The following is a 21135-nucleotide window of genomic DNA, read 5'->3' as shown; positions in this document are numbered from 1 at the left end:
GCCGTGGAACTACCAGGGTGACATGGCCGGAAACGTCGGTGCGACCAGCGCCGAGGTGGTCCTGGCCGACGTCAACGGCGACGGCCGCAACGACTACCTTGTGGTCAATGACGCCGGGCGGGTCACCGCCTGGCTCAACGACCGCTACGGCCACCCCGATCCGTGGGACTGGAAGAGTCTGATCGCTTCCAGCAGCGCTCCCCGCGACCAGGTGCGGTTCGCCGATCTCAACGGCGACGGCCGCGACGACTACCTGGCAGTCGGCGACCAGGGCCAGGTGAGGGCGTGGCTCAACACGGGCACCGGCAACGGTGTGGCGTGGACCTCCCAAGGGGTGATCGCCTCGGGCGTCGGCTACACCCGCGACAGGGTGGAGTTGGCGGAGATCAACGGTGACCGTCGCGCCGACTATCTCGTCCTCGATGCCCAGGGTGGCGTCCGGGCATGGTTCAACAACGATGCGGCGGGTGGGCCGGCACCAGCCAACCCATCGCCGATGCCGAACGATCCGACGCCGACCGCGCCACCGGGTATCAACGGCTCCGGGCCGAACGACGGTCTTCCCCTCTGCGTCGCGAACCGCTGCTGACCGAGCGCTCCACAGGGCAGGACAACCAGCCAGAACAACTGCAGTTGCCCGTTGGGCGTGGCGAGCCCAGCCGGGTTGATCGTGGGTCGACCAACCCGGCATCGCCCTCAGCTCCGCCATGACCCACTTCATCCGGTCCCGCAATGGCCTGACACTCCAGCTGGTGTGTCAGGCCGTTGCGGGACGTCGTTCGTCGGCGGATACCGCTGCGGCAGAAGGTGCAGGTATGGTCGGGGCAGGTGCGGCGGCGTACCGGATGGAGCGGTGAGCGGTGGACCGGCTGCTGCCGCGTGCGGATCGCAACGCCGCAGTCGAGGCCGGCTGGGGGTAGCCGACGATCCGGTGGGACCACACGTTCTTGATCACGTACAGGTGGAGCTTGTCCTCCATGGTGCACGGATCACGAGTACGGCGGAGACCCACCGGCCCGCACGGGGGAGCCTGCCCACCTCGGCCCCACAGTTGACGTCCATCGGACCCGTACCGTGGCGATTCGGGGAGATCCGTTGACCGGGCTCGAACCGGCGTCCTCCCGGCAGCTAGCCGGGTGCTCTACCACTGAGCTACAACGGATCTCCACGGCCCCGTCGGCTGGGCTCGAACCAGCGTCCACCCGGTCCAGAGCCGGGCGCTCTACCGCTGAGCTACGACGGGCGCGATCATGCTGCCCGATCACGGCTTGACGTGTCCATCCCGTTCCGGCAGCTCGCTGACCACGACGTCACCCGGGATCGGCGTGTGCGCCAGGCCGCCCTTGGTCATCTTTCCGGAGAACGCCCCACCGGCACGCAGCATCGACGCCCATAGCGGGTCCACGATCGATACCCCGTGCACCAGTTCGGGCGTGGGGCGGAAGCGCCCGGTGGCTGCGGGTGTCCTAGGGCCCGTCCAACCGGACGTGACGGGGTCGACGCCAGCATCGGCGCATGCCGCCTCCACCTCCGCGCGGGTACAGGCGGTGGTGCCGTCGAGGACGTCCCACGGCAGTGGTAGCCGAGCCCATACGCCCACGTCGGGGTGCAGGCCGCCGCCGGTCGACCGGTGCCAGGCCGCCAGGTCCGCCGCGATCAGCATCATCGCCTTGCCCGGGCAGGACGCCTGCAGCAGTCCGAGGCTGCCGGCGGCGTCGAGCGCTGCGAGCCAGGCCGCCCGTGCGGCGTTGTACGCGCCGCACAGGAGGTTCCAGGTCGACGAGTCGTTACCCCGCCTCACGATCATGGTGGCCCGGTCGAACTCGCTGGCCGTCCACACCCGCTTGAGCAACGCCGCGACCTGACGCATCGTCGCCCACCACCGGCCCAGCAGCTCACCGCGCTGCGCCTCGGTCAGCCGGGCGAGCACGGGCGGCGTCGGATGGGCCTGGGCGATCATCCACCAGTCCGTCGCAGGGTTGGCGGCGCAGTGCCTGAACATCAGGTCGGCGATGTCGTCGTACGGATTGTCCCGCCCTGAGAGGGTGAACTCCCGCCGCAACTTCCGCTTGGCAGTCAGATACGCCACGAAGCATCCCGCCCACGGATCTGCCAGAAAAGCATCCCGCTCGATGTTCGCGGCGAATCCTGCCCGCGCGACCATGGTCAACTGCCGCTTGGTCTGTTCGACGGCCAACCTGTCGGCTTTCGCCAGCAGGCGCTGGCTCACCCGGAATCGCCGGTTGTACTGCCGCTTCGACAGCTCGATCCCGGCCGCGGCCCGGCCCTCCCGGTTCAACCGGTCGCGCAGGAAGTCCAGCCGGGCCGGATCGACCGCACCGAGGGATTCGCTCAGGCGGGCCGAGAAATCAAGCAGCGAAACGGGATCGTCCGGGTCGACGCCACCGGGCGGCAGTTCGAACAGCCGCGCGGCGGCGTCGATCTGACGGGCACCACCGATCGGCCGGGCGAAGTCCGCCGACATCGAACTCCACCCGTTCCAGCGTGCTGCCGCACGAGCCGCCCACCCCAACGTCATCCGGTCCCGAAGTCCCAGCTGGCCGCCCACCACCCGCAGCACGAGATGCGCAACCTCCTCCGGCCGGCGCCGCTCGTCGAGCGACGTGTGCAGCGCGACCAGGGCATCCTCGGCAGAGGTCTCGGCGATTGACATGGCGGCATCCTGGCAGGGACGACGAGAGCCGGGCAATCCGATTCGCCACCGCACCACCCGTCGGGGCTGCTCCTCGGTCTGACGACGGTGACGGGGTCGCACGGCGGCCGGGACGATCACCGCGCTGTGCGGCCGACGTTTGAGTACGCACTACTCAGGACATGCCCGCAGCAGGTCCCTAGGTTCGCCCCCATGATGTCCTCTCCCACTACCAATTCCGCACCTACCTGGTTCCGGCGCGCACTGACGACCCTGACCTGCGGCGCCCTTCTGCTTTCCACGACCCTCGCCTCGTCGGCCGACGCCGCCGACGGCCGACGCGGCGACGGGCTCGCCGACCTGCGGGTGTGCGACCTGTCCGCCTGCTATCTGGCGCTGGGGGTGGTGGATTCCGACGGTGACGGTGTGGCCGACGCCGACGAGACCGCCCTCGGTTACGACCCGCTCGACCCGGCGAGCACCCCGCCGCTGTCCCTCGTCCTGGACGCGACGATCGACGGGAAACTGCCGACCTACGAACTCGGGTACGGCACGTGGGCCGTGTTCCCGGAGGAGTTCGTCAAGGGCCTCGAAAAGAAGTGGCTCAACCTGCAGGACCTGCCCGGCGGTATCGGGTCGGGCCTGCCGTCGGAGGTCTTCGGCATCCCCACCCGCAGGGGCAGCCTCGCGCTCGCCGGGATCGACGACGGGCTGCTCAAGGGCCTCGGTGTCGAAGCGCCGTGGAAGACCGGCCTGACCTTCGGCCTGACCCTCGACAGCGGCGGCAAGACGATGGGGATCGACCTCGGCCGGTTCAACGGCAGCTGGTACGGCGCGTACGACGGGGTGACCGCCTGGTGGGCGGCCAGCCACGGCGGCGAGAAGAACACGAGCAGCGACAACGGCACGAGGGCCACGGAGTACGGCGACGGGTCCTCGTCGAGGACCACTCCCGGTACGCCGGGGTGCGAGATGATCTGCACGTCGAGCAGCCGGACCGAGTACTACGACCCGGAGCTGAACACGGCAGGGTCCTCGACCGACGAGGCGTACTACGACCTGAGCGGCAGGTACCACACCGAGCGGACGCAGCGCGACCAGAACGGGAACGTCGTGAAGGAGACCGAGACCGTCCACACGGGAGGCAAGGACGGCGGCACGACGATCACGAAGGACACCACCGAGTACGAGCGCGACAAGGACGGCAAGGTCACCGGCACGACGAAGACCCACACCGAGCGGACGGTCGACAAGAACGGCAAGGAGACCTCCTCGACCACCAAGACCCAGAAGTGCGACGCCAAGGGTGAGAACTGCACCGATGCGATGACCACCGGCGAGGAGGGCACCGGCCTGACCCTGCCCGGCACGGCCTGGCTCTCGCACCAGGAGACGGCCGCCGCGATCGAGAAGCTGCTCACGATGAAGGGCTCGACGGTCACCCCGGTCCAGGACGCACCCTCCGTGGTCGGCGTCCTGACCGACGACGACGTTACCGCGGCCATGCACCGCAGGGACCTGATCTCCCTGTTCTCGGGTGACGACACCAGCACCCACGTCGGGGCGATGGTCCTCGGGACCGGCTGGAACACCGCCGCGCCCGAGACCCGCCCCGACCTGCCCAACCCGCTCGACGGGGCGACCGGCGGCGGGGCCCCCGGGGGCTGCGCCTCCGGCGGCGGCACCTGCTGAGACCGCCGTCCGACGGCGGTGCGGCTGTCGTCGCCGACGCCCGCCGCGCCGCCGTCGGACGCCGCGACTACCGGCGTGGGATCCCGTACCGGGCGAGGTCACCCCGGGAGTTGATCCCGAGCTTGGCATAGGCGCGGAACAGGTGGTTCTCCACCGTCCGTACCGACAGGACCAGGCGCCCGGCGATCTCGGCGTTCGTCGCCCCACCCGCGGCCAGCTCGGCGACGAGGCGCTCACGGGAGGTCAACGGGTCGGCGGGCACGGGTGACCGGCCCAGCAGCGGGGTCGGCGGGTCACCCACCTCGTGCGCGAGCTCGGCGGCCCGTCGCCGGGCCGCCGCCGCAGCCCGACCGGACGCGCACCGGGCCGCCGCCGCGGCGGCCTCTGCCGCGTACAGGGGTGAACCGACCGTCTCGAAGGCCGCCGCGGCCTCCGACAAGGTCGCGGGGCAGGCACGTTCCAGCCCGGTGGCCAGGGCCAGCCGCGCCACGCCGACGGGGGACCCGACGGCGAGCGACGCCAGCCGGGCCCGTACCCCGACGCCGTCGTGCATCCGCAGGCGCTCGTGCAGGATCCAGGACTCGGCGGCCACCGCCCGGTCCCGCGCGGCCCTCGCCTGACCCTGCCGCAGCAGGTCGCAGGCCAGGGCGTGACGACCCTCGGCGTACGCCGCCCAGCCCAGCGCGATCGGCACGGTGTGGCGCAGGAACCCCAGGCCCGCCCGGGGCGAGCGCAGGTGGGTCACCCACGTCGGCTCCGGGGTCAGACCGCGTGAGCCGTGGGCCACGGTCAGCACGGACAGGCAGACCCGGATGCAGTCGGTCATCCCGGCGGCCACCGAGGTCACCAGGCTCCGCCGCGCCCAGCGCGTCGCATCGTCCAGGTGCCCCGCCTGCAACCGGGCCGCACCGACGCACACCGCGGCCCAGGCGCGCTCGAAGACCACCCCGTCGGCCAGCGCGCCGTGGTACGCACGTTCGGCGGTGTGCGCGGCGTCGTCGAGCCGACCGTGCTCGCGCAGGGCGTGGCTGGCGTACACGAGCAGTTTGTCGCGGGTCCCGGCGGTCGCCTCCGGCCCGGCGTCCGTGACCTGGTCGAGCAGTTCCTCGACGACGGCGACCGCCTCGCCGGTCCGCCCGAGGTGGGCCAGGGCGTTGCTGCGGCTCGTCGCCAGCATGGTCCGGACCGGCAACGGCAGCGTGACGCCGTCCCCGACGCCGGACGCGAGTGCCAGCGCCTCGTCGGGGAACCCGGCGTATGCCAGGGCGTCGGCCTCGGCGACCGCGAACAGGGCCCCGACCGGTGCACCGGCGGGATAGCGGGCGGACTGCTGTCGCAGCACGTCCCGGGCGGCGGGCAGGTCGTGGCAGCCCCAGAGGACCACCTTGTGCAGGGTCACGGCGAGCAGGGCGGCGTCCCTGCCCGGTGGGGTACGGCCCAGCGCGTCGCGCAGGACGGCCACCGCCTCGTCGGCACGCCCGGTCTCCCAGAGGTTGACCGCGAGGACGAGGGCGGCACCGACGGCGACCTCCGGGTGGGCGGTCCACACCTCGGGGACCCGGTCGAGGCACGCCCGGGCGAGCCGTACCGCGACGTCCGTCGCACCACCGGCGGCAGCGACCCGCGCGGCGGCCAGCAACGGCCCGGGCTGCGCGGCCTCTCCGGCGTCCAGGCTCAGCACGGTGCACCGCACCTGGTCGTGCGGCGTGAGAGTCCGGGCGACCGCGAGGTGTTCGCGGAGCACCGCCCGCCGCCGGGCGGGTGACAGCCCCTCCCACAGCACCTCGGCGAACAACGGGTGCACGAACCGTGCGGTCTCGGCCGCCCAGACCGCGATCCCGTGGGCGACCAGGTGCTCGGTTCCGGCGAGGTGCCCGGCCTGCGCGATCTCGTCGTCGTGCGCCCGGCCGGTGGCGGCCAGGAAGCGGGCGGCGGCGACGGCGTCGTCGGGCAGGCCCGCCAGTCGCGTCGGCAGGAGACTGCGCAGCCCGGTGGGGACCGGCAGCGGCCCGACGGCGTGCCAGCCGACCGCCGACCGGTGCAACGCGCCGCAGCGTCGCGCGCCGTCGAGCAGTTGGGTGACGAACAGGGCGTTCCCGCCGGTCCGCCGCCACACGTCGTCGACGATCCCAGCGTCGACCGGGCCGTCGAGCAGCGCGTCGACCAGCTGCTCCGTGCACGTCCGGTCGAACGGCGCGATCGGCAGGAGCACGGTGTTCGACGACGCCGCGAGCTCGGCCACGGCGGGCGGCACCCGAGCGTCGGCGGTCCGGACGGTACCGACCAGGGTGCGACCGGCGTCGCGGGCGACCCGTACCGCGACGGCCAGGGAGACCTCGTCGCAGCCGTCCAGGTCGTCGACCGCGAGCACCGTGCCGACGGGGACCGCCCGGAGCACCTGGGCGACCATCTCCGGAAGTGACGTCGTCGCCGGGTCGACCAGGTGCGCCAGGGCCGCCAGCGGGACGTGTGACAGGCCCCGCGTGCCCCAGGCGCGGACGGCGGGAACGGCCGTGGACACGGCGTCGAGCAGGCGGGTCTTGCCCACGCCGGCCTCGCCGGTGACCAGGACCACGTCCGTCTGCGGATCGTGTACCGCAGCGAGGACGTCGCTGAACTCCCCGGCCCGGCCGATCATCGTCATGCCGGGATCATCTCCTCAGCCCTGTTGGTGGATGCAGCGTGCCGGCCGACGCCATCAGGCCTCCCGGGCACTCGTGAGCTGGACAGGTTCACCGGCGATCGACGGCCCGGGCCACCCGGAACCGGGTTGCGGCCCCGCGTCGCGGCGGTTCGCCCGCTGTCCGGGCGTCGACCGCCATGCCGTGCGCGCCCGTGTGCAGGCGCGGCTGGACTCGTGGTGGTGGCGGCGGTGTGCTGTCTGCATTGTGGCTTCGACGAACCGGTACGCCAACAATGCGCCCCCATCGGAATCCCGACCGGGCCGAGCGGGTGACCACCGTGTCCGCCGCCCGGTCCACCCGCCGTTGCGCATTCCTGCCAGGTTCTGCCGCAATTCTGGACAAAGGAAGCGCCGCGCCGAATTGGCGGCATTGGCCCGGCATGCTCGATCTGCGCCCGCCAGGGAATCCGACGTTGGTCGGGCATCAACCGACAACGATATTATCGATTGCATTGAATTTCCCGACCTCGAAGGGGCGATTATGTCCACATTGGTTCGCGCGGTCGTCGCGGCTGCCGCCCTGGCATTCGTCGTCGTTGGTGCCCAGGCGGCGCTGGCGTCGGCGCCTTCCGGTGACGTGGTCGCGCTGTGCGCCCACGCACCCCGTGGCTGCCACAGCTGACCCACCCTGCTGCGGCCGTCGCCCAGCCTGCGACATCGGGGGCACCTCGCCTGAGGTGCCACCGTGGCGGTGGCGTTCTGTCGTGGGGCTGCAACGGCCGTGGACAGCTCGGCGACGGCACCGTGCAGGACCGACCCCGTGCCGGTGCAGGTCCTGGCACCCCGGAACTGACAGCTGCACGTGATCCTTTCCGGCATGCTCCGCGCCGACGCACCACCCGACCTGTCCCGGGCGGCGACCGACGATCCCCACGTCCGGGCGCTCCGGGCGCCCCGAACCGGTCCGAGCTCGGTCGACCGCCGCGAACGGCGAGCAGCAGTCGATTCCGTGCGGGCTGGATTGTGCCTTGGCGTAGATCACAGCGGGACGCTATGCTCCGCCACGATGAATCCTTCTCTCAGATTGGGGGCCCGGTTCGCGCAAGGTGAGTGCTGATGCGCTCCCTCGCCGCGAATGCGGATTCCCGCCTCTTTCTCTGGCGGCGTGTGCGCGAGTACGCCGTGCCGCCCTCCATGATCAAGGCCGCGACCGCTCGTCGCCTCGTCGGCGACTGGGCCGGGGCGTGCGCCGCCGCCCGCGTCGACGTCGACCTCGACCTGCGCGCCGTAGCCCGCCGACACGGCCGTGACCTGGCCGCCCGACTGCGGGCCGATCTCCGGCACCTCGCGCCGGACCTGCTGCGCTGGCACCTGCCGAGGATCGCTCCCGACGGGCTGCTGCGCCCGGGTCTGACCGTCTCGCTGACCAGCTACCGGCTGGCGGGACACGACGGCGTCGAGCCGGTGCACCTCGTGGCCCGGACCCCGCCGGCCTGGGCGGACGCGGGCCAACGGATCAGCCTGGCGCTGTGGGCCGGAGCCGGCGAAGCGGGCAACTGCCCGCATCCGCATCCGCATCCGCGTCCCGACCGTCGGTTCCGCCTCGACCTGCACCGTCACCTCTGGGACGTACGCAGAGCCGACGAGCTACCGAGCCGGTCGGGTGCCCAGCGGTCACCCTCCGACACCACCACCGTGATGCGACCTGATCAGCCCTGGGACGCGTTGCGGGAATGCGGTTACGCGGTGCACCGGTGGGCGGCCGAAGCGGCGATGCTGCTCCACGCCGAAGGCCGTACCGGCGGGGCCGTGACGGTGCGCCTCGGCCCTCGACGTCGTCTGCTACTGCACGTCGCTCCGGCAGGGACGGACCTGCGGGCGCCCGGGGCACGGATCACCGGGGCGTCACGGGCCGGTCGGGTCGCCGGGCTGCCGGTGCTGCCCGACGCGGCGACCTGGACGGCACCCGACCCGGAGTTGCTGCGTCGCGGGCTGATCGAGGTCGACCGGCTCCACCCGCTGGTGGCCGCGGCGCTTGCGCCCGACCACCCGGTGGCCGCCGCGTCCGCGTCGCCGGTCCCGGCAGCAGCGCCACGTCTCGTGGCCTGCCGGGGAGCCTGGCACCGCATCGGCCTGGTGGACGGTGAGCTTGCACCCCTCGACCACGACCCGGCGGAACTCCACCGGGAGGAGCTGCTGGCCGCGCTGACCGGCACCCCGCTGCCCTGCCTGCGGGCGGTCGACGAAACGCACCGCCGGCCGGAGTGCCTTCCCGACATCCGCGCCCGCCTGGACCACGGCGACACCGCCGGGGCGCTGGCCACCGTCGAGGCCCTGCTCGGACCCGAGGCGCTCCTGCGCAGCGGGGAGCTGCGTGAGGAACTGCACGACGCCGCGCTGCGCCGCATCACCTACGGGCTGTTCCGCGCCGGGCTGGTCGACCAGGGACCTGCTCCCTGCTCCCGGGACCGGCAGCGCAAGCGTGACCGCCGCTCCCACCCACGCCACACGACCGCCCGCTGACCGCGGGACCTCGCCCCCTCGCCCGGCTCCGGGCCGGCCAACACGATCTCAGGTGATCTCCGATGCCCTTCCCGCGTACCCCGATCGACACCGCCCCGCAGCTCGACGTCGCCGCCGGCCTGGTGGCGCTGCTGTGCGACACCACCACCGAGACCCGCTGCGACCCCCAGTTGGAGGCACTGACCCTGGCCGTGGCCGCCGACCTGCCGGTGCTGCTCTGGGGAGAGCCGGGAATCGGCAAGACCGCCGCCCTCACCCAGCTCGCCACCGCACTGGACCTGCCGCTCACGACGGTGATCGCCAGCGTCCACGAGCCCTCCGACTTCGCGGGGCTGCCGGTCGTCGGCGACGATCCGGCGACCCAGGGTGTCCCGATGGCACCGCCGGACTGGGCCGTGCGCCTGGTACGCGCCGGTCGCGGACTGCTGTTCCTGGACGAACTGTCGACCGCCCCACCCGCCGTGCAGGCCGCCCTGCTCCGCCTCGTGCTCGAGCGGCAGATCGGCAGCCTGCGCCTACCGGCCGGGGTCCGGATCGTGGCCGCCGCCAATCCACGATCCTCGGCCGCCGACGGCTGGGAGCTGAGCCCACCGCTGGCCAACCGCTTCGTCCATCTGCAGTGGACCTACGACCACGACGTCGTCGTACGCGGCCTGGGCGGGACCTGGCCCCGGGCGGTGCTGCCCCGGCTCGACCCGCAGCGGCTGCCGGACGCCGTCGCCTTCGCCCGTCGCGCGGTGTGCGTGCTCCTGGCGGCCCGCCCGGCGCTGGTGCACCGGCTCCCGACCAGTGAGGCCGGTCGTGGCGGCCCGTGGCCGTCGCCCCGCAGCTGGGAGATGACCCTTCGCCTGATCGCTTTCGCCACCGCCGCCGACACCTCCCGGGAGGTCCTGTCGATGCTGGTCAGGGGCACCGTGGGCGACGGCCCGGGACTGGAGCTGCTGGCCAGCCTGGACCGGATGGATCTTCCTGACCCCGAGGTGCTGCTGGCCGACCCGGGGGCCGCCGTCCTGCCCGAGCGCGGCGACCTGCGCCAGGCCGTGCTGGACGGTGTGGTGGAGGCGGTCCGCCGGCACCCTGAGCGGTCCCGTTGGGAGGCGGCCTGGACGCTGCTGGCCCAGGCGCTGGAGACGGGGGCTGCGGACCTGGTGGTCGTCCCCGCGTCCACCCTCGCCCGGCTGCGCCGCGAGGACTGGGAGGTGCCCGCATCGATCGAGCGGCTCACCGGGGTGGTGGCCCTGTCCCGTCGGGCCGACCAGGTGGCGGCCCGGGTCGCGGGGGTCGGCCGGTGACACCCGGACAGGTCGGCACGCTCGACCGGGACAAGCTCCTCACCGCCCGGCTGCACGCTGTCCGGGTTCGGCCCTACCTGGCGGTGGCGCTGTTCGCCCTGCACGTCGTCGAGTCCCGGCGCGTGCCGACGATGGCGGTGGACCGGCACTGGCGATGTTACGTCTCGCCGGTGTTCGTGGACCGCACCCCGGTGGAGGAACTCGCCGGAGTGTGGGTGCACGAGGTGTCGCACCTGCTCCGTGACCACCACGGGCGCAGCGACCGGGTCGCGCGGGAACGCGGGCTGACCGGGCCGGGGGAGCGGCTGCGGATGAACATCGCCGCGGACTGCGAGATCAATGACGATGTCTTCGGCGACGGGCTGGCCCGCCCCGAGGGCGCCGTCGGACCCGGCGACCTGCTGCTGCCCGAGGGGCAGCTGATGGAGGACTATCTGCGGCAGTTCCGGCTCGGACCGCGTACCCAGCAGTTGGCATGGCTCGACTGCGGCAGCGGCGCCGACGGCCGGCAGCGGGAATGGGACCTCGGACCCGACGGCGCGCACGCACTCAGCCCACAGGAACGCGACGTGGTGCGGTTCCGGGTGGCGCAAGGCATCACCGCCCGACCGGGAAACCTGCCCCGGAGTTGGCGACGGTGGGCGGAGCAGGCGTTCCATCCACCGCAGCCGTGGCGGGAGCTGCTCGCAGCCGCGGTCCGCTCGGTGGTCACCGCGCCCGGTGTCGGTGAGGACTACACCTACGGTCGACAGTCGAGGCGTTCGGCAGGGGTACCCGGCGTCGTCCTACCGGCGCTGCGGCGCAGACCCCCACGGGTTTGCGTCGTCATCGACACCTCCGGCTCGGTCAGCGACGCCGAACTGGGCAGCGCGCTGCTCGAGGTGGCCGCGATCGCCCGGGCCGTCGGCGGTCGGCGCGACCTGGTCACCGTGCTGCCGTGCGACGCGGCGGCCGAGGTCGTACGCCCACTGTGCCGCATCGAGGACATCCCGCTGCTCGGCGGTGGCGGTACGGATCTGCGCGCGGGTTTCGCCCGTGCGCTGCGGGACAGGCCGTGCCCCGACGTCGTCGTCGTGTTGACCGACGGGCAGACACCCTGGCCGTCCTCGCGGCCGCCCTGCCGCACCGTGGTCGGGTTGTTTCCCCGGGCCACCGGGTGGAGCGAGGACGATCCTGACTACGTGCCGGACTCGCCACCCGAGTGGGCGCGCGTGGTCACCATCGGGTCTGCTCCTGCCGGTTGGTGAACCCCCAGCCAGGTCAAAGGGGTAACGGGGCTCCGGCGGGCGGCGTCGAGGGTGACGTCAGGCGGTCGGGCGCAGCTCGTCGAGGAGCTGCTCCACGCGGGCGCGGATGTCGTCGCGGATCGGCCGGACGGCCTCGACGCCCTTGCCGGCCGGGTCGTCGAGCTTCCAGTCCTCGTACCGCTTGCCGGGGAAGACCGGGCAGGCGTCGCCGCAGCCCATGGTGACGATCACGTCCGAGGACTCGGCGGTGGCGTACTCGAGGAGTTTGGGGGTCTGGTCGGTGATGTCGATGCCGACCTCCCGCATCGCCTCGACGGCGGCGGGGTTGACGGTCGCGGCGGGTGCGGAGCCGGCGGAGCGGACCTCGACGGTGTCGCCGGCGAGGTGGCGCAGCCAGCCGGCGGCCATCTGGGAACGGCCGGCGTTGTGGACGCAGACGAACAGGACGCTGGGCTTGTCACTCATGGGGTGCCTTCCAGGCGGTACGGGTCGCGGGTCCGGTTGACCAGCACGTCGTTGAGCTGGACGAACGGGTGAGGGTCGGGGGTGTCGTTGCGGTCGGGCGTCGGGGGCCCGGGTCGTGGCGGCGGTCGAACAGCCTGGGCGGGAGTTCGGCCGCGCCGGTGCCGTGCGGGCGCCGCGTCACGAGCGGTGGTTGACGGTGGCGTCCGCGTCGGTGGGGACGACGACCTGGTAGGCGGCGGCACCGGCATCGGGATAGAGGGCGGCGAGCAGGCCGACACCGACGGCGAGGCCGACGAGCTGGGCCACGACGAAGCCGGGCACGGAGGTGGGGGCGATGCCGGCGAAGGTGTCGGTGAACGCCCGGCCGATCGTCACGGCGGGGTTGGCGAACGAGGTCGACGAGGTGAACCAGTAGGCGGCGCCGATGTAGGCGCCGACGGCGGCGGGAGCGACGGCGGCGCGGCCGGACCGGGCGAGGGCGAAGATCAGCAGGATCAGGCCGGTCGTGGCGACGACCTCGCCGAGCCACAGGTGGGCGGCGGCGCGGTCCCTGCCGGAGAGGTCGACGGCGGCGAGGTCGAACATCAGGTTCGCCAGCACCGACCCGGCGATCGCGCCGAGCACCTGCGCCCCCACGTACCCGCCGAGGTCGCGGGCGGTGAGGCCGGTGCCGGCGCGGCGACCGAGGAACCAATCGGCGGCGGAGACGACCGGGTTGAAGTGCGCGCCGGAGACCGGCCCGAACATGAGGATCAGCGCGGCGAGCGCGAACGCGGTGGCGATCGAGTTCTCCAGCAGCTGCAGGCCGACGTCGTCCGGGGAGAGGGTGGCGGCCATGATGCCGGAGCCGACCACGGCGGTGACCAGTGCGGCGGTGCCGGTGAACTCGGCCAGCAGGCGCCGCCACAGGGTGGGGGTCATCGGTCTGTTGTCTCCCATGGTGTTGCTGTCCCGGATGCTCGGGCAGGGTGGTTGTCGGTCGGTGGGGGCGTGCAGGTCGTCGGGGTGACGGCGGGGGCGACCCGGTCGACGCGGGCGGCGAGGTCGGCGAACGCGGCCTCGAACGCCTCGTCGGTGTCGACGCGGACCGGGTCGGGCACCGACCAGTGCAGGCGGGGGCGGACGGGTCCGGTGAGGTCTTCGTGGGCGTTGTCGCACACGGCGATGAGCAGGTCGTCGTCGCGGACGACGTCGGTGACGTGGGCGGTGGCGGTGGGGTCCAGACGCAGCCCGTGCCGGCCGGCGACGGCCACGGCGCGCGGATGCACCCGGGAGGCCGGTTGCGTGCCGGCGGACGCGGCCGGGCTGTGGGTGCGGTCGTGCCAGAGCGCGGCGGCGAGCTGGGAGCGGGCGGAGTTGCGGGTGCAGACGAACACCACCCGGCCGACGCCGGTCAGCGGCGGCGGGGCGAGCACGGCGAGGGCTTCCGGCCGCAGCCGCAGGTAGGTGCGCCGCCTGTCGCCCTCGGAGCGGCCCTTGACCACCAGGCCGGCGTCGGTGAGGACCTTGACGTGGTGGGCGACGAGGTTGGTGGGTAGGCCGAGGGTGTGGGCGATCTCCCCGGGCGCGGCGTCGCCCAGGGTGAGCGCGTCCACGATCGCCAACCGCGCCGGGTCCCCGAGCGCGGCATGGATTCGCGCCCGCCCCGCCAGAGAATCAAGCTCAACGTTCATTGACTCAACCATAGCTGAGCTATCGGAGGTGGGTAAAGAGTGGTCCCCGGGACGTGGCCGTCCGGGTGCCGCATGCCGGGCATCGGCTGACCGGAGCGTCCGGCCTGCCCGCCTGAACCCGCCCGACAGGGCGGGCGCGTTGCTACGAGCCGGCGGGCTCGACGCGGAGCAGGGACGCCAACTGGCGCAGGACGCCGGGCCGGGCCCGGTAGTAGACCCAGGTGCCGCGCCGTTCGGCGTCGACCAGGCCGGCCTCGCGCAGCGTCCGCAGGTGGTGGGAGATCGTCGGGCCGGTCAGGTCGAACGCCGGCGTGAGGTCGCAGACGCACGCCTCTCCGCCCTCGGCGGAGGCGATCATCGACATCAACTGCAGGCGAACCGGGTCGCCGAGCGCCTTGAACGCCGCCGCGAGAGCCCCGGCCGCCTCCGCGGGCACCCGCCGCTGCGCAAGCGGCGCACAGCACGAGGTCGCCGCGTTCAGGTCGATGGCGACGAGCGACGCCGGCTGCTTAGACATGCCTCTAGGTTGACATCCTTCTAATCACCGTGCAACTCTCTGATTTGACGGACGTCGAGACAGAATCGGGTGGGGACGCATGATCATGACGGCTGGCGGCAGTGGCGACCCCACCGGCCCGGCGGGGCGCGCGGGCGTCACCGTACGGCCGATGACCGCCGCCGACGCCGATGCGGTCCTGGCGATCTACCAGGCCGGGCTCGACGCGGGAAACGCCAGCTTCGAGACCACGGCACCACCCTGGGCGGACTTCGACGCCGCGCGGCTGCCCGCGCACCGCTTCGTGGCCGTGGCTGACGGCGTCGTCGTCGGCTGGATCGCGGCGTCGCCGACCTCCGCCCGGGTCGTCTACGCCGGGGTCGTCGAACACTCCGTCTACGTGCACCCCGCAGCCCGGGGGCGCGGCGCCGGCCGGCTGCTGCTCGACGCGCTCGTCGCCTCCACCGAGGCCGCCGGGATCTGGACCATCCAGTCCGGTGTCTTTCCCGAGAACACCGCCAGCCTGGCCCTGCACGAGCGGGCCGGCTTCCGGGTCGTCGGCGTCCGCGAACGCGTCGGCCGCCACCACGGCCGGTGGCGCGACGTGGTCCTGATCGAGCGCCGCAGCACCACCGTCGCCTGACCCGTTTCCGGCCCCGGACACCCGGGCCCGCACACCTTTCTGATTCGACCATTATCGATGCAGCGGAGTTGCCTGATGAGCACCCTGGACACCCTTCCGGTCGTGGTGATCGGCGCCGGCCCCGTCGGCCTGGCCGCCGCCGCCCACCTGCACGAGCGCGGCCTGCCGTTCCTCGTACTCGAAGCCGGTGACACCGTCGGCGCGGCGGTGCGCCAGTGGGGCCACGTGCGGATCTTCTCCCCCTGGCGGTACGACATCGACCCCGCCGCCCGGCGGCTGCTCGACGACGCCGGCTGGGTCGCCCCCGACCTCGACGCCCTGCCCACCGGCACCGAACTGGCCACCGACTACCTCCAGCCCCTCGCCGAGCTGCCGCAGCTCAAGCCGCACCTGCGCTACGACGCCCGGGTCGAGGCGATCAGCCGGCTCGGCCTGGACCGGCTGCGCACCGCCGGCCGCGACACCACGCCCTTCCTCATCCGTCTCGCCGACGGCCAGGAGGTGCTCGCCCGCGCGGTCATCGACGCCTCCGGCACCTGGGGCACCCCGAACGTCCTCGGCGCGTCCGGCCTGCCCGCCCGCGGTGAGACCGACGCCGCCGCATACCTGGAACATGCCCTGCCCGACGTGCTCGGCACCGACCGCGACCGGTTCGCCGGCCGGCACACCCTCGTCGTCGGCGCCGGTCACTCCGCCGCCAACACCCTGCTCTCCCTGGCCGAACTCGCCGCCGAGCAACCGGGCACCGAGGTGACCTGGGCGATCCGCACCACCTCACCGGCGCGCACCTACGGCGGCGGCGACGCCGACGCCCTTCCCGCCCGCGGGGCGCTGGGCTCCCGGCTGCGGGCGCATGTCGACGCCGGCCGGATCCGGTTGCTCACCGGCTTCTCCGTGCACGCCCTCACCCCCGCCGACGGCCGGGTGACCGTCGTGGTGCGCCACCGCGACGGCAGCGAGGAGATGGTCACCGTGGACCGCATCGTCGCCGCCACCGGCTTCCGCCCCGACCACACCATCGCCGCCGAACTGCGCCTGGACCTCGACCCGGTCATGGGCGCCACCCGCGCCCTCGCCCCGCTCATCGACCCCAACGAGCACTCCTGCGGCACCGTCCCCCCGCACGGCGTCGACGAACTCGCCCACCCCGAGGCCGGCTACTACGCCGTCGGCATGAAGTCCTACGGCCGCGCGCCGACGTTCCTGATGGCGACCGGCTACGAGCAGGTCCGCTCCGTCGTCGCCGCCCTCGCCGGCGACTGGACCGCCGCCCGCGACGTCCAGCTCGACCTCCCCGAAACCGGCGTGTGCAACAGCAACCCCGACGACTCCGCCACCGGCGACAGCTGCTGCGGACCCGAACCGGTGGGACGCGGGTTGGCCACCGGCACCACCGGCGGGCTGCTGACCGCGCCGCTGAGCCTCGTCACCCTCGACGCCGCCCCCGCCGACCCGCAGGCCGGCTGCTGCGGCAGCTGAAGCCCACCCCCACGACGGTGCCCGCCGATCCCCACGGCGGGCACCGTCGTGGGGGTGGATCGCCGCCCCTCGCGTGTCTGTCCGTAACGGGCTTCGCAGGGGTGCCGCACCGCCACCGTCGCGCCTGTGTGCTGTCGATGACACCACCGGCCATGACGGTGTCCCGGCCTCAACCGGTCGAACCACCGTGGTGGTCGAGTCTGTCGTGGAGCGTGTCGGCGAAGCCTTCGGCCATGGCGAGTTGGTCGCGCAGCGCGGTGACGCGGGCGGTGGCGGCGGTGTGGAACATGCCGAGCCGGTCGAGCAGGTCGGCGCGGTCGTTGCCGGTGGCGGAGTCGAGGGCGTCGAGGACGGCGAGCAGCTCGCGCATCTCGTCGAGGCTGAAGCCGAGGGGTTTCATCCGTTTGACCACGGCGAGGCGGCCGAGGTCGGGTTCGGTGTAGAGGCGGAAGCCGCCCTCGCTGCGGGCGGAGGGCACGATCAGGCCGGCCTCCTCGTAGTGGCGGATGGTCCGGATGCTCAGCCCGACCCGCTCTGCTGCCTCGCCGATCTGCATGAGGCGGCCGGTGGCCGGGCCGCAGGGGTGCTGCGGCCCGGTGTTCCGGCTGGTGGCGGCCATCAGTGGCCGACGCCGAGTTGCCCGGCGAGTGTGTCGTGGATGCGGGCGCTGGGCTTGTTGAGTTCGATGATCTCGACGGTCTTGCCCCGGGTGGCGTACTTGGTGGTGATGGCGTCGAGGGCGGCGACGGAGGAGGCGTCCCAGACGTGGGCGTGGGTCATGTCGATGACCACGGTGTCGGGGTCGTTCGCGTAGTCGAACCGGCCGACGAGGTCGTTGCTGGAGGCGAAGAACAGCTCCCCGTGGACAAAGTAGACCCGGGTGGTGCCGTCGGGGTCGAGGACGCTGGTGACCTCGACCAGGTGGGCGACCCGGCGGGCGAAGATCACCATGGCGGTGAGGACACCGACGACGACGCCGATGGCCAGGTTGTGGGTGGCCAGGGTGGTGACCACGGTGGCCAGCATGACGGTCGTCTCGCCGTACGGCATCCGCTTGAGCGTCCTCGGCGCGACGGAGTGCCAGTCGAAGGTCGACACCGCCACGATGATCATCACCGCGACGAGGGCGGCCATCGGGATGACGGCGACCACGTCGCCGAGCGCGACGACGAGAACGAGCAGGAACACGCCGGCCAGGAAGGTCGACAACCGGGTCCGGGCACCGGACGCCTTCACGTTGATCATTGTCTGGCCGATCATGGCGCAGCCGCCCATGCCACCGAAGAAGCCGGTGACGATGTTGGCCACACCCTGGCCCCAGGACTCGCGGGTCTTGTTGGAGTGCGTGTCGGTGATGTCGTCGACCAGTTTGGCGGTCATCAGCGACTCCATCAGCCCGACCAGCGCGATGCCCAGGGCGTAGGGGGCGATCAGGGTGAGGGTGTCCATGGTCCAGGGGATCTGCGGCAGGCCGAGGGTGGGCAGGCTGTCCGGCAGGGCACCCTCGTCGCCGACGGTCGGCACCGCGATGCTGGCGACGACGGTTGTCAGGGTCAGCACCACGATGGCGACCAGCGGCGCCGGGACGGCGCGGGTGAGCCGGGGCAACCCGACCATGATCGCCAGCGCGACGGCGACGAGGGGATAGACCAGCCACGGTACGCCGAGCAGGTGCGGAACCTGGGCGGCGAAGATCAGGATCGCCAGGGCGTTGACGAAACCCACCATGACGCTGCGCGGGATGAACCGCATCAGCTTCGCCACCCCGAGCACCGCCAGCAGGATCTGGATCGCGCCGCCGAGGATCACCGCCGCGATCAGGTGGTCCAGCCCGTGCTCCTTCGCCAGCGGCGCGACCACGAGGGCGATCGCGCCGGTCGCGGCGGAGATCATCGCCGGCCGGCCACCGCAGATCGCGATCGTGACCGCCATCGTGAATGACGCGAACAGCCCCACCCGGGGGTCGACCCCGGCCAGGATCGAGAAGGAGATCGCCTCCGGGATCAACGCGAGGGCGACGACCAGTCCGGCGAGGACCTCGGTGCGGAACACCTTCGGCGACAGCCAGGACGGACGGGACAGACGCGGCCGGACGACCGCGGACAGCACAGAAGACATACAGCCATTTCCACTCGGGCGTCTCGCGGACGCGCGCAACCCCAGCGCCGGGGCGCAGCCCGTTCACCGATCAGCGACAGCCGGATCGGCCACCGAACCTACTCTCTCGTCAGGGGAGAGTTGGTCGAACGTGGTGGTCGTCACCCGGATCGCGGTCGTGCTGCCCGACCCCACCGGTGGCGGACGGCGGGCGCGGGGAGCCCCGGTGGGGCCGGCCCGAAAGATCGGTACCGGCCCCACCGGGGTGGGTCTCCGGCGTCCGGGCCTAGCTGGTGGTGCAGGTGATGCTGGCCGGCGGGTTGTTGCTGCCGTTCCAGGTCGCGGTGAAACCGAACGTGGTGGAGGCGCCCGCGGCGAGCGCGCCGTTGTAGGCGACGTTGGAGACCGTCACGTTCGCCCCGCTCTGGGTGTGGCTGCCGTTCCAGATCTGGTTGATCACCTGGCCGTTGGGGAAGGTCCAGGACACCTTCCACCCGTTGATCGGCGTCGCCCCGGCGGTGACGGTGACGTCGGCCTGGAAGCCACCGGACCAGGAGTTGGTAATGGTGTACTTCGCCGTCGCCTGGCCTGCCGGCGGCGCGGTGGTGCCGGTCGGCGTCGGGGTCGGCGTCGCGGTGGGGGTGGGAGGCGGCGTCGCGGTGGGGGTCGCGCCGACGAAGGTCAGCTTGACCACGTACGCGAGTGCACTGTACGGCGCGTTCGCCGACGGCATGGTGATGCGCAGGCCGGACCCGTCCTGGGTGGGCCGGGGCAGGTTGATGTACGTGCCGGCGGTGGAGCCGAGCAGTTGCACGCCGGTCAGGTTGCCCAGGTTCACCCGGCCCGACGTCATCGTCGAGATGGTCAGGGTGCTGCCCGGCCAGCCCAGCACCGTCGCGTACAGGACGGTGTTGTTCTTGTTGCGGGTGAACCGGATGTCCCGGTTGGTGCCCGCGCGTGGCGTGACGAACGAGCCGCCGCCCATCTGGGTGGGGCCCTCGCCGTAGACGGACCAGGCCCGGGTGCCGTAGATCGATTCGCCGAACCGCTTGAGGTGGTCGCCGATACCCCGCAGGATCGTCTGTTGCCCGGACGGGATGACGCCGTCGGCCGTCGGCGCGACGTTGAGGACCATGGTGCCGTTCTTGCTGACCCGGTCGATCAACGCGTGCAGCAGGGCGGTGGTCGAGTAGTAGCCGATGCCCTGGGTGTAGCACCAACTGCTGCTGGAGACGCTGTCGTCGGTGAGCCAGTAGGGGGACTGGATGCCCGCCGGGCCACCGCGCTCGAAGTCGTAGACCTCACCGCGGTTGTTGAACCCGTCCTTGTAGGTGACCACCACGTCCCGGTTCCACGCGACAGCCTTGTTGTAGTAGTACGCCAGGAAGTCCAGTCGCCGTGCCTCGTCGATCCGGCCCAGGTAGAGGTCCTGCCAGATGAGGTCGGGCTGGTAGCCGTCGATGACCTCCCGCAGCTTGTCGGTCCACAGTTGCTGCTCGGTGGCGTTGTCGAGCTGACCGTAGAGCTTGCGCAGGGTGGTGCTGGACTGCTGCGGCACGTACTGGTAGTAGCCGCCGAAGTTCCACTGGTGGTGCAGCGAGACGAACAGCTTGAGACCCTTGGCGCGGATGGCGTCGGCGTGCAGCCGCAGCAGGTCCAGCTTCGGGCCGGTGGCCACGGAGTTCCATTCGTTGACCCTGCTGTTCCACATCGAGTAGCCGTCGTGGTGTTCGGCCACCGGACCGGCGAACTTCGCCCCGGCGTCGACGAACAACTGGGCCCACTCGTTGGGGTCCCAGTTGCCACCGGCGGACTTGAGCTTCGGCGCGAACTGCACCCAGTTGCCCGCCTTGTCGCGGGCCCCGTTGATGAAGTTGTGGTACGGCCAGGCCGCCGGATCGCCGTACACGCTCTTGTGATGGTTGTTCTCGTACGAGCCGTTGTTGTACATGTTGCGCGGGTACCACTCGTTGCCGAACGCGGGGACGGCGAACGCCCCCCAGTGGTAGTAGATGCCGAACTTGCCGTCCTGGAACCACTCGGCGGCCGGTGGGTGCTGGTCGACAGACGCCCAGGTAGGCGTGTAGCTCTGCGGGCCGGCGGTGGCCAGGGCGTTACGGGCGCCGAGTAGACCGGTCGCGGCGATGACGCCCGTGGCGCCACCTGCGACGAGCAGGCCGCGGCGGGTCAGCCGCAGGGATGACGAGGACATGAGGGGTCTCCTTGGGGGACGGTGGTGGTGTGGCGGAGAC

The 21135-nt window shown here is 72.3% G+C and carries 17 protein-coding genes and 2 tRNA genes; 8 read left to right on the top strand and 11 right to left on the bottom strand.

From position 1 onward, the window contains the following. Window positions 1–22 precede the first annotated feature (22 nt). Window positions 23–589 carry an FG-GAP repeat domain-containing protein gene (locus tag ACN265_RS19750; protein ID WP_421408909.1) on the top strand — a complete coding sequence of 189 codons (567 nt, stop codon included), beginning with the start codon at window positions 23–25 and terminating at the stop codon, window positions 587–589. 501 nt (window positions 590–1090) lie between these two features. Here ACN265_RS19750 and ACN265_RS19745 read toward each other — a convergent pair. The 3 genes from ACN265_RS19745 to ACN265_RS19735 all read right to left on the bottom strand — a co-directional run bounded on the left by ACN265_RS19745 (window position 1091) and on the right by ACN265_RS19735 (window position 2674). Further along, window positions 1091–1162: transfer RNA gene (locus ACN265_RS19745), tRNA-Ala, on the bottom strand. 9 nt (window positions 1163–1171) lie between these two features. Continuing rightward, window positions 1172–1243: transfer RNA gene (locus ACN265_RS19740), tRNA-Gln, on the bottom strand. An 18-nt stretch (window positions 1244–1261) separates the two neighbouring features. After that, complete coding sequence (locus tag ACN265_RS19735) at window positions 1262–2674, bottom strand: hypothetical protein (RefSeq protein ID WP_421408908.1); 1413 nt, start codon at window positions 2672–2674, stop codon at window positions 1262–1264. A gap of 195 nt (window positions 2675–2869) precedes the next feature. Here ACN265_RS19735 and ACN265_RS19730 point away from each other — a divergent pair, with 195 nt between their 5' ends. Beyond that, window positions 2870–4345, top strand: coding sequence for a thrombospondin type 3 repeat-containing protein (locus ACN265_RS19730; protein ID WP_421408907.1), 1476 nt, complete (start codon window positions 2870–2872; stop codon window positions 4343–4345). Window positions 4346–4412: 67 nt separating this feature from the next. On the opposite strand, the gene ACN265_RS19725 is transcribed toward ACN265_RS19730, so the two are convergent. Further along, entirely contained in the window at window positions 4413–6989 is a 2577-nt protein-coding gene (locus ACN265_RS19725; protein ID WP_421408906.1) for a LuxR C-terminal-related transcriptional regulator, read from the bottom strand. A gap of 627 nt (window positions 6990–7616) precedes the next feature. Here ACN265_RS19725 and ACN265_RS19720 point away from each other — a divergent pair. The 4 genes from ACN265_RS19720 (at window position 7617) to ACN265_RS19705 (ending at window position 12030) form a co-directional block, all read left to right on the top strand. Beyond that, a complete protein-coding gene (locus ACN265_RS19720; RefSeq protein WP_421408905.1) occupies window positions 7617–8078 on the top strand; it encodes an RCC1-like domain-containing protein in 462 nt (153 codons plus the stop codon). Window positions 8079–8084: 6 nt separating this feature from the next. Further along, complete coding sequence (locus ACN265_RS19715; protein WP_421408904.1) at window positions 8085–9491, top strand: hypothetical protein; 1407 nt, start codon at window positions 8085–8087, stop codon at window positions 9489–9491. 62 nt (window positions 9492–9553) lie between these two features. Continuing rightward, window positions 9554–10783: an AAA family ATPase gene (locus ACN265_RS19710; protein ID WP_421408903.1), complete on the top strand. Its 1230-nt coding sequence runs from the start codon at window positions 9554–9556 to the stop codon at window positions 10781–10783. Continuing rightward, window positions 10780–12030 carry a DUF2201 family putative metallopeptidase gene (locus ACN265_RS19705; protein ID WP_421408902.1) on the top strand — a complete coding sequence of 417 codons (1251 nt, stop codon included), beginning with the start codon at window positions 10780–10782 and terminating at the stop codon, window positions 12028–12030. Before ACN265_RS19710 ends, ACN265_RS19705 begins: the two co-directional genes overlap by 4 nt. Window positions 12031–12087: 57 nt before the next feature. Here the strand turns inward: ACN265_RS19705 and ACN265_RS19700 are convergent, their stop codons facing one another. The 4 genes from ACN265_RS19700 to ACN265_RS19685 all read right to left on the bottom strand — a co-directional run bounded on the left by ACN265_RS19700 (window position 12088) and on the right by ACN265_RS19685 (window position 14685). Continuing rightward, window positions 12088–12495: an arsenate reductase ArsC gene (locus ACN265_RS19700; protein WP_421408901.1), complete on the bottom strand. Its 408-nt coding sequence runs from the start codon at window positions 12493–12495 to the stop codon at window positions 12088–12090. A 177-nt stretch (window positions 12496–12672) separates the two neighbouring features. Next, complete coding sequence (locus tag ACN265_RS19695) at window positions 12673–13416, bottom strand: aquaporin (protein WP_421408900.1); 744 nt, start codon at window positions 13414–13416, stop codon at window positions 12673–12675. After that, window positions 13413–14168 carry a helix-turn-helix domain-containing protein gene (locus tag ACN265_RS19690; RefSeq protein ID WP_421408899.1) on the bottom strand — a complete coding sequence of 252 codons (756 nt, stop codon included), beginning with the start codon at window positions 14166–14168 and terminating at the stop codon, window positions 13413–13415. The genes ACN265_RS19695 and ACN265_RS19690 overlap by 4 nt, the downstream gene beginning before the upstream one ends. Window positions 14169–14310: 142 nt before the next feature. Next, window positions 14311–14685 (bottom strand): ArsR/SmtB family transcription factor, encoded by a 375-nt coding sequence (locus tag ACN265_RS19685; RefSeq protein WP_421408898.1) that lies wholly within the window; start codon window positions 14683–14685, stop codon window positions 14311–14313. Window positions 14686–14770: 85 nt separating this feature from the next. Here ACN265_RS19685 and ACN265_RS19680 point away from each other — a divergent pair, with 85 nt between their 5' ends. Then, complete coding sequence (locus tag ACN265_RS19680; protein ID WP_421411537.1) at window positions 14771–15307, top strand: GNAT family N-acetyltransferase; 537 nt, start codon at window positions 14771–14773, stop codon at window positions 15305–15307. A gap of 75 nt (window positions 15308–15382) precedes the next feature. Beyond that, on the top strand, window positions 15383–16786 hold the full coding sequence (locus ACN265_RS19675; protein WP_421408896.1) for an FAD-dependent oxidoreductase: 1404 nt from the start codon (window positions 15383–15385) through the stop codon (window positions 16784–16786). 169 nt (window positions 16787–16955) lie between these two features. Here the strand turns inward: ACN265_RS19675 and ACN265_RS19670 are convergent, their stop codons facing one another. The 3 genes from ACN265_RS19670 to ACN265_RS19660 all read right to left on the bottom strand — a co-directional run bounded on the left by ACN265_RS19670 (window position 16956) and on the right by ACN265_RS19660 (window position 21095). Continuing rightward, the gene (locus tag ACN265_RS19670) at window positions 16956–17405 is read right to left on the bottom strand and encodes a MerR family transcriptional regulator (RefSeq protein ID WP_421408895.1); all 450 of its coding nucleotides are present in this window, start codon (window positions 17403–17405) and stop codon (window positions 16956–16958) included. Beyond that, complete coding sequence (locus ACN265_RS19665; RefSeq protein WP_421408893.1) at window positions 17405–18904, bottom strand: SulP family inorganic anion transporter; 1500 nt, start codon at window positions 18902–18904, stop codon at window positions 17405–17407. The genes ACN265_RS19670 and ACN265_RS19665 overlap by 1 nt, the downstream gene beginning before the upstream one ends. Window positions 18905–19169: 265 nt before the next feature. After that, entirely contained in the window at window positions 19170–21095 is a 1926-nt protein-coding gene (locus tag ACN265_RS19660; RefSeq protein WP_421408891.1) for an alpha-L-fucosidase, read from the bottom strand. Window positions 21096–21135: the final 40 nt, after the last annotated feature.

The organism is Micromonospora sp. WMMD730 (assembly GCF_049178955.1).
Taxonomy (GTDB): Bacteria; Actinomycetota; Actinomycetes; order Mycobacteriales; family Micromonosporaceae; genus Micromonospora; species Micromonospora wenchangensis.
Note: the sequence above shows the minus strand (reverse complement) of the source record. Positions and strands in the feature narration are given on the sequence as shown.